General features: G+C 62.2%; 11 protein-coding genes. 10 read left to right on the forward strand and 1 reads right to left on the reverse strand.

Annotated features, from left to right (window positions below; genetic code table 11):
• Window positions 1-112: 112 nt before the first annotated feature.
• From gap to ACF8SD_RS05750, 6 genes are all read left to right on the forward strand, one after another.
• Complete coding sequence (gap, locus tag ACF8SD_RS05725; protein ID WP_054881597.1) at window positions 113-1,114, forward strand: type I glyceraldehyde-3-phosphate dehydrogenase; 1,002 nt, start codon at window positions 113-115, stop codon at window positions 1,112-1,114.
• Between the two features lie 191 nt (window positions 1,115-1,305).
• Window positions 1,306-1,818 (forward strand): RNA polymerase sigma factor, encoded by a 513-nt coding sequence (locus tag ACF8SD_RS05730; protein WP_161893136.1) that lies wholly within the window; start codon window positions 1,306-1,308, stop codon window positions 1,816-1,818.
• 90 nt (window positions 1,819-1,908) lie between these two features.
• Complete coding sequence (locus ACF8SD_RS05735) at window positions 1,909-2,871, forward strand: FecR domain-containing protein (protein WP_047150079.1); 963 nt, start codon at window positions 1,909-1,911, stop codon at window positions 2,869-2,871.
• Window positions 2,872-3,051: 180 nt separating this feature from the next.
• Window positions 3,052-5,640 (forward strand): TonB-dependent receptor, encoded by a 2,589-nt coding sequence (locus ACF8SD_RS05740; protein ID WP_392484071.1) that lies wholly within the window; start codon window positions 3,052-3,054, stop codon window positions 5,638-5,640.
• A 129-nt stretch (window positions 5,641-5,769) separates the two neighbouring features.
• The gene (locus ACF8SD_RS05745) at window positions 5,770-6,363 is read left to right on the forward strand and encodes a biliverdin-producing heme oxygenase (protein WP_392484072.1); all 594 of its coding nucleotides are present in this window, start codon (window positions 5,770-5,772) and stop codon (window positions 6,361-6,363) included.
• A gap of 54 nt (window positions 6,364-6,417) precedes the next feature.
• Window positions 6,418-6,831 (forward strand): YbaN family protein, encoded by a 414-nt coding sequence (locus tag ACF8SD_RS05750; RefSeq protein WP_054890324.1) that lies wholly within the window; start codon window positions 6,418-6,420, stop codon window positions 6,829-6,831.
• Here ACF8SD_RS05750 and arcD (ACF8SD_RS05755) read toward each other — a convergent pair.
• The gene (gene arcD, locus ACF8SD_RS05755) at window positions 6,811-8,238 is read right to left on the reverse strand and encodes an arginine-ornithine antiporter (RefSeq protein WP_235768530.1); all 1,428 of its coding nucleotides are present in this window, start codon (window positions 8,236-8,238) and stop codon (window positions 6,811-6,813) included. The two genes, ACF8SD_RS05750 and arcD (ACF8SD_RS05755), sit on opposite strands and share 21 nt — an antisense overlap.
• 435 nt (window positions 8,239-8,673) lie before the next feature.
• Here arcD (ACF8SD_RS05755) and arcD (ACF8SD_RS05760) point away from each other — a divergent pair, with 435 nt between their 5' ends.
• From arcD (ACF8SD_RS05760) to arcC, 4 genes are all read left to right on the forward strand, one after another.
• Window positions 8,674-10,101, forward strand: coding sequence for an arginine-ornithine antiporter (arcD, locus tag ACF8SD_RS05760; protein WP_392484073.1), 1,428 nt, complete (start codon window positions 8,674-8,676; stop codon window positions 10,099-10,101).
• Window positions 10,102-10,133: 32 nt separating this feature from the next.
• The gene (arcA, locus tag ACF8SD_RS05765; RefSeq protein ID WP_173887706.1) at window positions 10,134-11,387 is read left to right on the forward strand and encodes an arginine deiminase; all 1,254 of its coding nucleotides are present in this window, start codon (window positions 10,134-10,136) and stop codon (window positions 11,385-11,387) included.
• 68 nt (window positions 11,388-11,455) lie between these two features.
• Window positions 11,456-12,466 (forward strand): ornithine carbamoyltransferase, encoded by a 1,011-nt coding sequence (locus ACF8SD_RS05770; protein WP_009683386.1) that lies wholly within the window; start codon window positions 11,456-11,458, stop codon window positions 12,464-12,466.
• A 395-nt stretch (window positions 12,467-12,861) separates the two neighbouring features.
• Complete coding sequence (gene arcC / locus ACF8SD_RS05775; protein WP_392484074.1) at window positions 12,862-13,791, forward strand: carbamate kinase; 930 nt, start codon at window positions 12,862-12,864, stop codon at window positions 13,789-13,791.
• The last annotated feature ends 23 nt before the right edge of the window (window positions 13,792-13,814 follow it).

Consider the following 13,814-nt stretch of genomic DNA (forward strand, 5'->3'; position numbering starts at 1 on the left):
AAAGGCTTGTTTTCTATCTGATAGTGAATAATCTTGTAATTCCAACAACAAAACCGTTTCAGTGAAGCTCCTTTGTGCCACAGGTTTCACTCGGACTGCCAGAGGTACTGCCATGACCCTTCGCATCGCCATCAATGGATTCGGCCGCATCGGCCGCAACGTCCTGCGCGCACTGTATACCCAAGGCTACCGCCAGGACTTGCAGGTCGTCGCCATCAACGACCTGGGCGACAGCGCCATGAACGCCCACCTGCTCAAGTACGACAGCGTGCACGGTACCTTCGACGCCACGGTCGAGGCCGACCACGAAAGCCTCACGGTCAATGGTGACCGTATCGCGGTCAGTGCCATTCGCAACCCCGCCGAACTGCCGTGGAAGGCTGAAGCGATCGATGTGGTGTTCGAATGCACCGGGTTATTTACCGAGCGGGCCAAGGCAGCTGCCCACCTGGCCGCCGGGGCGGGCAAGGTGATTGTCTCGGCGCCGGCCAAAGGGGCTGATGCCACCGTGGTGTACGGGGTCAACCATGACGTGCTGCGGGCTTCGCACCAGGTCATTTCCAACGCCTCGTGCACCACCAACTGCCTGGCACCGATCGCCCAGGTGCTGCACCGCGAGTTCGGCATCGAGCAAGGCCTGATGACCACCATCCACGCCTATACCAACGACCAGGTGCTGACCGACGTTTACCACAGCGACCCGTACCGCGCGCGCTCGGCAACCCAGTCGATGATCCCCAGCAAGACCGGCGCGGCCGAGGCGGTAGGCCTGGTATTGCCGGAACTGGCCGGCAAACTGACCGGTATGGCCGTGCGGGTGCCGGTGATCAACGTGTCGCTGGTGGACCTGACCGTCAACCTCAAGCGCGAGGCCACCGCCGAGCAGGTCAACCAGTTGTTCCTCGAGGCGAGCAAGCATTCCAAGGTCTTGGGCTATAACGCGTTGCCATTGGTTTCCTGCGATTTCAACCACAACCCGCTGTCGTCGATCTTCGATGCCAACCACACCCGCGCCAACGGGCGCATGCTCAAGGTGCTGGCCTGGTATGACAACGAGTGGGGCTTCAGCAACCGCATGCTGGATAACTGCCTGGCGTTGTGCAGGGCACGGTGAGCCTGACGGGGCACTTTTGGCGCCTGTGAGACCCGGCGCCGCGCGGGCGGCGCTCGGTCTCGAATACACAGAACATCCTCCCCCAGCCACCAGCGGGCTCACAATCTTTACCTTTTCCTAACATTTCCAGACTTGACCTTCTGCATAGATGATAAGCATTATCATTAGCTTTTGGTCGGTCAGGTCTTCTCGTGAGTCACTCCCGGTTCAACGCCGTCTTCCTCCTCCAGCGCCTTTCCCTGCTGCGCACCCTGCAGCGCATGGTCGGCAACCCCAGCACCGCCGAGGACCTGCTGCAGGAAACCTACCTGCGGGTGTCGCGCGCCCTGGGCGAGCGGCCTGTCGAGCACATCGAACCCTTCGTGTTCCAGACGGCCCGCAACCTGGCGCTCGACCACTTGCGCGCCCGCCGGGTGCAGGCCCGCATGCTGGTCGACGACGTGCCCGACGAGGTGCTGCACAGCGTGGCCGCACCGGCCAGCAGCAGCGAGGATGCCGCGCACGCCGAACAACTGCTCAAGCACCTGAGCATCAGCCTGAACCAGCTGAGCGAGCGCCAGCAGCGCATCTTCATTCTCAGCCGCCTGCATGGCGCCACCTACCTGGAAATTGCCGAGCAACTGAATGTTTCGGCCAGTACGGTACAAAAGGAACTGAAGCTGATCATGGCCATCTGCATGGGCGTCGCCGAGCGCCTGAAGTGAACCGGCCGCTGGCCAGCCCCTCAACGTAAAGCCCTTGCCACACCACGCCGCAGCCTTGATCATTTGCAAAAAACCACGCAAGGATTCCCCGTGACCGACAGCCCCGCCCCTCGCCCGTCACCTGCCGGGCCCAATGCCCGTGCGCGTGCCATGGACGAGGCGCTGGAATGGCTGGTACGCCTGCAAGGCGCCGATGCCGACGACACCCTCGCCTTCCAGGCCTGGTTGAGCGCAGCGCCAGAAAACGCCGAAGCCTATGTCGAGGCAGAAGCGCTGTGGAACGGTATGCCGCTGCACCAGGTGGCCACGCAGATGCACCGGCAGCAGCGCCGGTCGTGGCGCGGGCGCCTGCGCAGCCACTGGAAGCCGTTGGCGACGGCAGCCGTGCTGCTGGTTGGGCTGGTGACCTTCGGCAACCTGCCGACACGCCTGCAGGCCGACCACCTGACCGTGGTCGGCGAACGCCAGCGCCTACAACTGGACGATGGCGCAAAGGTGCTGCTGAACACCAATTCGGCGTTCGCCAGTGACCGCCGCGGCGGCCGCCAGGTCGCGCGCCTGCTGCAGGGTGAAGCCTACTTCCAGGTGCCGCAGAACGCGCCGATGCCGCTGGAAGTCCAGGCCGGGCCATTGCGCGCGCAAGCACGCGATACCGATTTCGCCGTGCGCTACCTCAACGGTGAAGCGCAACTGCGGGTGCAGCGCGGCGATGTCGACCTGCAAGGTGCGCGTGACCAGCGCATACGCCTCAGCGCTGGCGACAGCATCAGTGTGGGCCCCCAGGGCATTGGCCAGCGCCAGCGCCCCGACATGCACAAGGACCTGGCCTGGGTCGATGGCCGCCTGGTGTTCGAAAACTGCCCGCTGAGCCAGGTACTGGCCGAAGTCCGGCGCTATTACCCCGGCTGGATCATCAACCGCAATACCCAGCTGGATGACGTTGCCGTAACCGGCAACTACCGCCTCGACCAGCCGCTGGAAACCCTGCGCGCGCTGGCTCACATCACCTCCGCCCAGTTGCATGAGTACCCGGCGCTGGTCATCCTGAACTGACTGTTTGCCTCCCCTACGGCCACGTCGCCGCGCAGCCCGGCATGCCTGTTCAAAGCTTTTGCATTTATTTTTACGCGGTTCTGCGCCCCCATCCGTCTCGTTATAGCCAATGCAACTGATTCTTGTTTAACAAACGAGAACAGACACCTATAACTGTCTGCACGTTTGGGAGCGCTTCCGATGTACACAGGTATTACCCGCTCGTCTTCCCTTCCCCGCCGTACCGGGCAGCTTTCGCTGCTGACCTTGGCATTGCTCGCCAGCGGCGCCTGTAGCCTGCCGGCGCTGGCTGGCGAACCGGCCCGCGCCAGCAGCCCGCGCATGGGCGACTACCGCTTCAGCATCGGCCAGCAACCGCTGGTGTCGGCCATCAACGCCTTCAGCCAGGTCACCGGTTGGCAGGTTGGCTTCAGCGCCGAGTTGGCCGAAGGCGTGGCCTCGCCCGGTGTACAGGGTGCGCTGCCGCCAGATGCCGCGCTCAAGCGCCTGTTGCAGGGCACCGGGCTGAGCTTTCGCAAGATCGGCAATGCCAATGTGGTACTCGAACGCCAGGCCGCGAACAATGTGATCGCGCTGCAGCAAGTGACCGTCAGCGCCACCCGCAGTGCCCAGGACGTGAGCCAGGTGCCGAGCACGGTCAGCGTGCAGACCCGAGCGCAACTGGACCGCCAGAACGTCAACAACATCCAGGACCTGGTGCGTTACGAACCGGGTGTATCGGTGGCCGGCACCGGCCAGCGCAGTGGCCTGAACGGCTACAACATCCGCGGTATCGACGGCGAACGGATTCTCACCCAGGTCGACGGTGTGGCGATCCCCGACAGTTTCTTCTACGGCCCCTACGCGCAAACCCAACGCAACTATGTCGACCCGGAAATCGTCAAGCGCGTGGAAATCCTGCGCGGCCCGGCCTCGGTGCTGTATGGCAGCAATGCCATCGGCGGCGCGGTCAGCTACTTCACCCTTGACCCCGACGACATCATCAAGCCAGGCAAGGACGTTGGCGCACGCCTGAAGAGCGGTTACAGCTCGGCGGACGAAAGCTGGCTGACCTCGGCCACCGTCGCCGGGCGCCAGGGCGATGTCGACGGGCTGCTGCACCTGAGCCAGCGCAACGGCCACGAGACCGAGACCCAAGGCCACCACAGCGGCGCCGGCCTGGCCCGTACCGAAGCCAACCCGATGGACGTGCGCACCACCAACGTGCTGGCCAAGGCAGGCTGGAACTACGCTGATGACGCCCGACTAGGCCTTACTTACGAGCGCTACAAGGATGACCGCGACCAGAACATCCTCAGCGCCGCAGGAGGGCCGTTCATACCCGGGTTCGGTGGCATGGGCTACTACAAGGCGCGCAGCGGCAACGACACCATCACCCGCGAACGCTTCGGCATCAACCATGAGTTCGGCCTGGACACGCTGTTCGCTGACCAGGTGAAGTGGAGCCTGAACTACCAGGTCGCCAAGACCGACCAGCACACCGATGAAATCTATGCGCCACCTGGCCGCCAGGTACTGCGCACCCGCGACACCCGTTACAAGGACCGCCAGTGGGTATTCGATGCCCAGCTGGACAGGGCCTTCAGCATCGGCAGCACCGACCACTTGCTGACCTACGGCACCACCCTCAAGCACGAGAAAATCACCGGTTCGCGCAGCGGCACGGGCACCTGCCTGGCCGTAGGCTCGGGTTGCGCTGCCGCCGGCGCGCCGCGCCCGGCCGACGGCCAGGTGCTGGTCAGTGATTTCCCGGACCCGACCGTGAACACCTACAGCCTGTTCGTGCAGGATGAAATCCGCTGGAACCGCTGGACCTTCCTGCCAGGCGCCCGTTACGACTACACACGCATGCAGCCCAGGTTCACCGAGGCGTTCCTGCGTGGCCTGGAGTCCACCGCCACCGCGCCCACCTCCCAGGACGACTCGGACAAGACCTGGCACCGCGTCTCGCCCAAGTTCGGCCTGACCTACGCCTTCGATGACCACTACACCTGGTACGGCCAGTACGCTGAGGGCTTCCGCACGCCGACCGCCAAGTCCATGTATGGGAAATTCGTCAACCTTGACCAAGGCTACCGGGTAGAGGGCAACCCAGGGCTGGAACCTGAAAAAAGCAAGGGCTATGAAACCGGCCTGCGCGGCAACTTCGACGCCGGCAACTTCGACGTGGCGGTGTTCTACAACAAGTACCGCGACTTCATCGACGAAGACGCCGTGCAGAGCGCCAACCTGGAACAGACCTTCCAGGCCAACAACATCAAGCACGCCACCATCAAGGGCGCCGAGGTCAAGGGCCGCCTCAACCTTGACCACTTCGGAGCGCCACAAGGCCTGTATACCCAGGGCTCGATTGCCTACACCTACGGCCGTAACGATGACACCGGCGAACCGCTGAACACGGTCAACCCGCTCAAAGGCGTGTTCGGCCTGGGTTACGAGCAACACAACTATGGTGGCTTGCTGAGCTGGACGCTGGTCAAGCGCAAGACCCGGGTCGACGACAGCACCTTCTACTCGCCAGACGGTTCGAGCACGAAGTTCCGCACGCCAGGCTATGGCGTACTGGACCTGACCGGTTTCTACAAGGTGACCGACGACGTCACCATCAACGCCGGGCTGTACAACCTGACCGACAAGAAATACTGGCAGTGGGACTCGGTACGCAGCTATGACGGCCAGGGTGAAGCGGCCGTGACCCAGCCGGCCAACATCGACCGTTTGAGCATGCCGGGGCGCAACTTCGGCATCAATGTGGTGTGGGATATCTGAAGGTTGCAGTTTGCGGCGCCCGATCCCACAGGCGCCGCAATGACCCGTCTGTACATACCCGGTTTTTTTACTGTTCCGCCGCCGCTGCTTCGTCTTGTCTCTAGACGCCCTCTTTCCAAGGACTGCCCCATGACCGACCGCCCAGCCTTGCGCTCCCAACGCCTGAACCAGATCACCCACGCCCCGCACGCCGAGCTCGATGCCCTGGTCAAATCCCACGCCCCATTCGACAGCCGCGAAAGTTTCGCCCGCTTCGTGGTCGCCCAGTACCTGTTCCAATCCGAGCTGCAGGCCCTGTACAACGACCCGCAACTGATTGCCATCGTCCCAGACCTGGCCGCGCGCTGCCGGGCCGACCACGCCCGCCTCGACCTCGCCGACCTCGACACCCAAGTGCCGGCCGCCGTGCAGGGTGCATTGGGCAATCCGAGCCTGGGCGAGGCAATGGGCTGGATCTTCGTCTCCGAAGGCTCCAAACTGGGCGCTGCGTTTCTGATCAAACGGGCAGCAGCGCTGGGCCTGTCCGACAGCTTCGGCGCCCGGCACCTGGGCGAGCCGGCCGGTGGCCGTGCCGAAGGCTGGAAGCAGTTCACCCGCATCCTGGATGCCCTGGACCTGTCGGCCGAAGAAGACGCGGCGGCCGAGCGCGGCGCAGTAGCGGCATTCGAGCGCTTCACCGAGCTGCTCAAGCATGCCTATCCTGCAGATGCTGCGCTGGTTTGATACGCCCTAGCCGGCCACCCTTCCGGTGGCCGCACCGTTTTTTGCAGTGAGACCATGACCCGACCCGCCCGCTCGAAACTCGCCCGCCTGCTGTATGGAATACTGGCTTACGTGAGCCTGGGGGTGGGTCTGGTCGCGATCGTCATTCCCGGCCTGCCAACCACCGAATTCATCCTGCTGGCAGCGTGGGCTGCAACGCGCAGTTCGCCACGGTTGTCGGCCTGGCTGGAAAACCACCGCCTGTTCGGGCCGATTCTGTACAACTGGCGCAACGGCAAGGTGATCCAGCGCCGCGCCAAGGTCAGCGCGACCCTCAGCATGCTGCTCTGTGCAGGCCTGATGCTGACCTTTCTTGAGCACCACTGGCCGGTATTCCTCGCCATCGCCGGCATGACCCTGGGCAACCTGTGGATCTGGTCACGCCCGGAGCACGCCTGCACAGCCCCGTCACAAGCTCAGCAACCCTGAGTAAAGGGCGTAGGCGGCCAGCGCCGCGCCTGCCAGCACAGCTGCGAAAATCAGCTTTTCCCAGGTGGTGAACAGGGTTTGGCGCTGCTCATGTTTGGCCCTGGCGAACAGGATCACGCCCGGGGCATACAGCAACGCCGACAACAGCAGGTACTTGAGCCCGCCGGCATACAGCAGCCAAATCGCGTAGAGCAAGGCAACCAGCGCCACCAGCACGTCTTTACGCCGCAACCGTGGCTGCGCGGCGTAGCTCTCGCCACGCACAGCCAGCAGCAGCGCATAGGCCGCCGACCACAGGTAAGGCACCAGGATCATCGACGACGCCAGATAGATCAGGCTGGTGTAGGTACCGGCCGAGAACAACGTGATCAGCAGGAAACCCTGGATCATGCAGTTGGTGAGCCACAGGGCATTGGCCGGCACATGGTTGGCGTTTTCCTTGGCCAGGAAGCGCGGCATGGTCTTGTCGCGAGCCGTGGCGTAAAGAATCTCGGCACACAGTAAAGCCCATGAAAGCAAAGCCCCCAGCAGCGAAACCGCCAGGCCGATACTGATCAGCAATGCGCCCCAGGGGCCGACGATATGCTCCAGCACCGACGCCAGCGAAGGGTTCTGCAACCCGGCAAGCTCCGGCTGGGTCATCACCCCGAGGGACAGCACGTTGACCAGCACCAGCAGCGCCAGCACGCCGAGAAAGCCTATGACCGTGGCCTTGCCCACATCGGAGCGGCGCTGGGCGCGCCCGGAGTAGACGCTGGCGCCCTCGATGCCGATGAACACGAAAACGGTCACCAGCATCATGTTGCGCACCTGCTCCAGCACGCCCCCGAACTGAGGGTTGCTCAACCCCCAGATATCACGGGTGAAGATATCGGCACGGAAGGCGAATGCGGCAATCACCACGAAAATCAGGATGGGCACCACTTTGGCCACGGTGGTCACCTGGTTGATGAACGCCGCCTCCTTGATGCCGCGCAAGACCAGAAAGTGCACCGCCCATAGCAGGACTGAGGCACAACCGATGGCGACAGGCGTGTTGCCCTCGCCAAAGACAGGGAAGTAGAAACCCAGGGTGCTGAACAGCAATACGAAGTAACCGACGTTGCCCAGCCAGGCGCTGATCCAGTAGCCCCAGGCCGAAGAAAAGCCCATATAGTCGCCGAAACCGGCTTTGGCGTAGGCATATACCCCCGAGTCCAGTTCCGGCTTGCGGTTGGCCAGGGTCTGGAACACGAAGGCCAAGGCCAGCATGCCCACCGCAGTGATGGCCCAGCCGATCAGTACCGCCCCTACATCGGCACGCGCCGCCATGTTCTGCGGCAACGAGAATATGCCGCCGCCGATCATCGAGCCGACCACCAACGCGATCAGCGCGCCCAAGCGTAACTTCTGACCCGGTTCGCTCATGTATCCCCCGTTTTTTTCGCCAATGTCATACGGATGTAACAGCGTTTGCGGCCATATAGAAACGCTTGCTTATAGTGAACCCGCTCACAAAAAGAACTGCGGTAATAACAGTTTTATCTATAAACAGTTCCTGTAAAAACTAGCAGCTAGATGGCGACTGGAGAAGGAATTGATAAAACTTGAAAAATTCGTAAAAAAGTTGCGAAAGCCAGGAAAGCGGCTAGCGTCAAGCATCGCAGGCTGAACAGAGCGTTTGCTCTAGAATGACATGGAGGTGCCAGCGCGCAAGGCCTGCAGCTTGAGCTGTCGGCACACTCCAGGAGCACCGTGAAGGTTTTTTCCTACTTCACGGCACCATGACCTGACCCACGTCAGCGAATGGCTGAGACGGCGGATTTATGCTGTCGTCAACTTTCTCCTGGCAGGAGTTGTTAAATGTCTGATTCATCCGGAAAATTGAAACTCGGTGCATTAGTTGCACTCGTGGTCGGCTCGATGATTGGCGGCGGCATATTCTCGCTGCCGCAGAACATGGCCGCCAGCGCAGGGGTTGGCGCGGTACTGATCGGCTGGGCCATCACGGCGGTGGGCATGCTGACCCTGGCCTTCGTGTTCCAGACCCTGGCCAACCGCAAACCTGACCTCGATGGCGGGGTGTATGCCTACGCCAAGGCCGGTTTTGGCGACTACATGGGCTTTTCTTCGGCCTGGGGCTACTGGATCAGTGCCTGGCTGGGCAACGTCGGCTACTTCGTGCTGCTGTTCAGCACCCTGGGCTACTTCTTCCCGATCTTTGGCGAGGGCAACACGCCAGCCGCCATCATCGGCGCCTCGCTACTGCTATGGGCGGTGCATTTCCTGGTCTTGCGCGGCATCAAGGAAGCGGCGTTCATCAACCTGGTCACCACCGTGGCCAAGGTGGTGCCGCTGGTGCTGTTCGCCCTGATCTGCCTGTTCGCCTTCAAGCTGGACGTCTTCACCGCCGACATCTGGGGCCGGGGCACGCCCGAACTGGGCAGTGTGATGAACCAAGTCCGCAACATGATGCTGGTCACCGTGTGGGTGTTCATTGGTATCGAGGGTGCGAGCATCTTCTCGTCACGCGCCGAAAAGCGCGCCGACGTGGGCAAGGCCACGGTCATCGGCTTCGTGACCGTGCTGTTGTTCCTGGTACTGGTCAATGTGCTGTCGCTGGGCATCATGACCCAACCGGAACTGGCCAAGCTGCAGAACCCGTCGATGGCCGCCGTGCTCGAACATGTGGTCGGCCACTGGGGGGCGGTACTGATCAGTGTCGGCCTGATCATCTCGCTGCTGGGGGCCCTGCTGTCGTGGGTGCTGCTGTGCGCCGAAATCATGTTCGCCGCCGCCAAGGACCACACCATGCCGGCATTCCTGCGCCGCGAGAACGCCAACCAGGTACCGGCCAATGCGCTGTGGCTGACCAACGCCATGGTGCAGGTCTTCCTGGTGATCACGCTGTTTTCCAGCAGCACCTACCTGTCGCTGATCTACCTCGCCACCTCGATGATTCTGGTGCCCTACCTGTGGTCGGCGGCCTACGCCTTCCTGCTGGCCCTGCGCAGCGAAACCTATGAGCAGGCCCTGGCCGAACGCAAGAAGGACCTGATCATCGGCGCTATCGCCCTGCTGTACGCCATCTGGTTGTTGTACGCCGGCGGCGTGAAATACCTGCTGCTGTCGGCATTGCTGTACGCCCCTGGCGCGATCCTGTTCGCCAAGGCCAAGCGTGAAGTGGGCCAACCCATCTTCACCAACGTGGAAAAACTGATCTTCGCCGCCGTGGTGATCGGCGCCCTGGTGGCAGCCTATGGCCTGTACGACGGCTTCCTGACCCTTTGACCACGCTTTCGTCCCATTGGAGGAATGAAACCATGTCCGCTGAAAAACAGAAGTACGGTGTGCACTCCGAGGCCGGCAAGCTGCGCAAAGTCATGGTGTGCGCACCGGGCCTGGCGCACAAGCGCCTGACGCCGAGCAACTGTGACGAACTGCTGTTCGACGATGTGATCTGGGTCGACCAGGCCAAGCGTGACCACTTCGACTTTGTCACCAAGATGCGGGAGCGTGGCGTGGAAGTGCTGGAAATGCACAACCTGCTGACCGACATCGTGCAGCAACCTGAAGCGCTGAAGTGGATTCTGGACCGCAAGATCACCGCCGATACCGTCGGCGTGGGCCTGACCAATGAAGTGCGCAGCTGGCTGGAAGGTCTCGAACCGCGGCACTTGGCCGAGTTCCTGATCGGCGGCGTGGCCGGCCAGGACCTGCCGCAGAGCGAAGGCGCCGAAGTGGTCAAGATGTACAACGACTACCTGGGGCACTCCAGCTTCATCCTGCCACCGCTGCCCAACACCCAGTTCACCCGTGACACCACCTGCTGGATCTACGGCGGCGTCACGTTGAACCCGATGTACTGGCCAGCACGGCGCCAGGAAACGCTGCTGACCACCGCCATCTATAAATTCCACCCGGCGTTCACCAGCGCCGACTTCCAGGTGTGGTATGGCGACCCGGACAAGGACCACGGCAACGCCACGCTCGAGGGTGGCGACGTGATGCCGATCGGTAATGGCGTGGTGCTGATCGGCATGGGCGAGCGCACCTCGCGCCAGGCCATCGGGCAGCTGGCCCAGAGCCTGTTCGCCCACGGTGCGGCCAAGGAAGTGGTGGTTGCCGGCCTGCCCAAGTCGCGCGCCGCCATGCACCTGGACACCGTGTTCAGCTTCTGCGACCGCGACCTGGTCACGGTCTTCCCGGAAGTGGTCAAGGAAATCGTGCCGTTCATCATTCGCCCGGATGAAAGCAAGCCGTATGGCATGGACGTGCGCCGCGTGAACAAGTCGTTCATCGACGTGGTCGGCGAACAGCTTGGGATCAAGCTGCGGGTGGTCGAAACCGGCGGCAACAGCTTCGCCGCCGAACGCGAACAGTGGGATGACGGCAACAACGTCGTGGCCATCGAACCAGGCGTGGTCATCGGCTACGACCGTAACACCTACACCAACACCCAGCTGCGCAAGGCTGGCATCGAAGTCATCACCATCAGCGCCGGCGAACTGGGCCGGGGCCGGGGCGGCGGCCACTGCATGACCTGCCCGATCATCCGTGACCCCATCGATTACTAACGCCCATTAGCCCGGCCGCGCTTACCCAGCGGCGGCCGGTGCGTTCACCATACCCAAGGAGAAAAGTCATGGCGTTCAACATTCACAACCGCAACCTGCTGAGCCTGGAACACCACACCACGCGCGAGTTGCGCTACCTGCTGGACCTGTCCCGCGACCTCAAGCGCGCCAAGTACACCGGCACCGAACAGCAACACCTGAAGGGCAACAACATTGCCCTGATCTTTGAAAAAACCTCGACCCGCACCCGCTGCGCCTTCGAAGTGGCGGCCTACGACCAGGGCGCCAATGTCACCTATATCGACCCCAACTCATCGCAGATCGGCCACAAGGAAAGCATGAAGGACACCGCCCGGGTACTCGGGCGCATGTACGACGCCATCGAGTACCGTGGCTTCAAGCAGGAAATCGTCGAGGAGCTGGCCAAGTTCGCCGGGGTACCGGTGTTCAACGGCCTGACCGACGAGTATCACCCGACCCAGATGATCGCCGACGTACTGACCATGCGCGAGCACAGCGACAAGCCGTTGCACGACATCAGCTACGCCTACCTGGGCGATGCGCGCAACAACATGGGCAACTCGCTGCTGCTGATCGGCGCCAAGCTCGGCATGGATGTGCGCATTGCCGCGCCCAAGGCGCTGTGGCCACATGAGGACCTGGTTGAGCGCTGCAAGCAGTACGCAGAAGAAAGTGGCGCGCGTATCACCCTGACCGAAGACCCGCTGGCCGCGGTCAAGGGCGTGGACTTTGTGCACACCGACGTATGGGTATCGATGGGTGAACCGATCGAGGCCTGGGGCGAGCGTATCAAGCTGCTCAAGCCTTACCAGGTGAATGCGCAACTGATGAAGGCCACTGGCAACCCCCGCACCAAGTTCATGCATTGCCTGCCGGCGTTCCACAACTCCGAAACCAAGGTGGGCAAGCAGATTGCCGAACAGTACCCGGACTTGGCCAACGGCATCGAAGTGACCGACGACGTATTCGAGTCGCCCGCTTGCATTGCCTTCGAACAGGCGGAAAACCGCATGCACACGATCAAGGCGATCCTGGTTTCGACCCTGGCTGACCTTTGAAAGCGGCAAGCTGAAAGCTGCAAGCTGCAAGCTGCAAGCTGCAAGCTGCAAGCTGCAAGCTGCAAGCTGCAAGCTGCAAGCTGCAAGCTGAAAGCTGAAAGCTGAAAGCTGAAAGCTGAAAGCTGAAAGCTGCAAGCTGCAAGCTGCAAGCTGAAAGCTGAAAGCTGCAAGCTGCAAGCTGCAAGCTGCAAGCTGCAAGCTGCAAGCTGCAAGCTGCAAGCTGCAAGCTGCAAGCTGAAAGCTGAAAGCTGCAAGCTGCAAGCTGCAAGCTGAAAGCTGAAAGCAGCTGATCACACCGGCCTGCTTCTGCTTGCAACTTGCAACTTGCAACTTGCAACTTGCCGCTTGCCGCTTGCCGCTTGCAGCCCCAAGCCCACCTCAAAAGGACATTCTCCATGCGTATCGTTGTTGCATTGGGCGGCAACGCCCTGCTGCGCCGCGGCGAACCCATGACCGCTGACAACCAGCGTGCCAATATCCGCACCGCCGCCGAACAGATCGCCAAGATCCACCCCGGTAACGAGCTGGTCATCGCCCACGGTAACGGCCCACAGGTCGGCCTGCTGTCGTTGCAGGGCCTTTCCTACAAACCGGACGAGGCCTACCCGCTGGACGTCCTCGGTGCCGAGACCGAGGGCATGATCGGCTACATGATCGAGCAGGAGCTGGGCAACCTGCTGGCCTTCGAAGTGCCGTTCGCGACCTTGCTGACCCAGGTTGAAGTCGACGCCAACGATCCGGCCTTCAAGGACCCGACCAAGTTCATCGGCCCGGTCTACAGCAAGGACGAGGCCGAGCGCCTGGCCAAGGAGAAAGGCTGGGTGGTCAAGCCTGACGGCGACAAGTACCGCCGCGTGGTGGCCAGCCCGAAACCCAAGCGCATCTTTGAAATCCGCCCGATCAAGTGGCTGCTGGAAAAAAGCAGCATCGTGATTTGCGCGGGCGGCGGCGGCATCCCCACCCTGTACGATGAAAACCACAAACTCAAAGGGGTGGAGGCGGTCATCGACAAGGACCTGTGCTCGGCGCTGCTGGCAGAGCAACTGGAAGCCGACCTTCTGATCATCGCCACCGACGTGGATGCGGCGTACATTGACTGGGGTAAACCTACGCAGAAAGCCATCGCCAAAGCGCACCCCGACGAACTGCAACGGCTGGGTTTTGCCGCGGGGTCCATGGGGCCGAAGGTGCAGGCCGCCTGTGATTTTGCTCGCCATACCGGCAAGGTGGCAGTGATCAGTTCGCTGGAAAACATCGAGGAAATCGTCAAAGGCACAGCCGGCACGCGTGTTACGACCGCGAAGCCGGGGATCAGCTACTGTTGAATGCAGTGGGCGGGCCTGCGCGG

Source organism: Pseudomonas sp. CJQ_9, assembly GCF_043106615.1.
Lineage (GTDB): Bacteria > Pseudomonadota > Gammaproteobacteria > Pseudomonadales > Pseudomonadaceae > Aquipseudomonas > Aquipseudomonas juntendi.

Coding starts and splice junctions, on each gene's coding strand:
- gap (WP_054881597.1), top strand. CDS start 113: ATGACCCTTCGCATCGCCATCAATGGATTCGGCCGCATCGGCCGCAAC.
- ACF8SD_RS05740 (WP_392484071.1), top strand. CDS start 3,052: ATGTACACAGGTATTACCCGCTCGTCTTCCCTTCCCCGCCGTACCGGG.
- ACF8SD_RS05745 (WP_392484072.1), top strand. CDS start 5,770: ATGACCGACCGCCCAGCCTTGCGCTCCCAACGCCTGAACCAGATCACC.
- ACF8SD_RS05750 (WP_054890324.1), top strand. CDS start 6,418: ATGACCCGACCCGCCCGCTCGAAACTCGCCCGCCTGCTGTATGGAATA.
- arcD (WP_235768530.1), bottom strand. CDS start 8,238: ATGAGCGAACCGGGTCAGAAGTTACGCTTGGGCGCGCTGATCGCGTTG.
- arcD (WP_392484073.1), top strand. CDS start 8,674: ATGTCTGATTCATCCGGAAAATTGAAACTCGGTGCATTAGTTGCACTC.
- arcA (WP_173887706.1), top strand. CDS start 10,134: ATGTCCGCTGAAAAACAGAAGTACGGTGTGCACTCCGAGGCCGGCAAG.
- ACF8SD_RS05770 (WP_009683386.1), top strand. CDS start 11,456: ATGGCGTTCAACATTCACAACCGCAACCTGCTGAGCCTGGAACACCAC.
- arcC (WP_392484074.1), top strand. CDS start 12,862: ATGCGTATCGTTGTTGCATTGGGCGGCAACGCCCTGCTGCGCCGCGGC.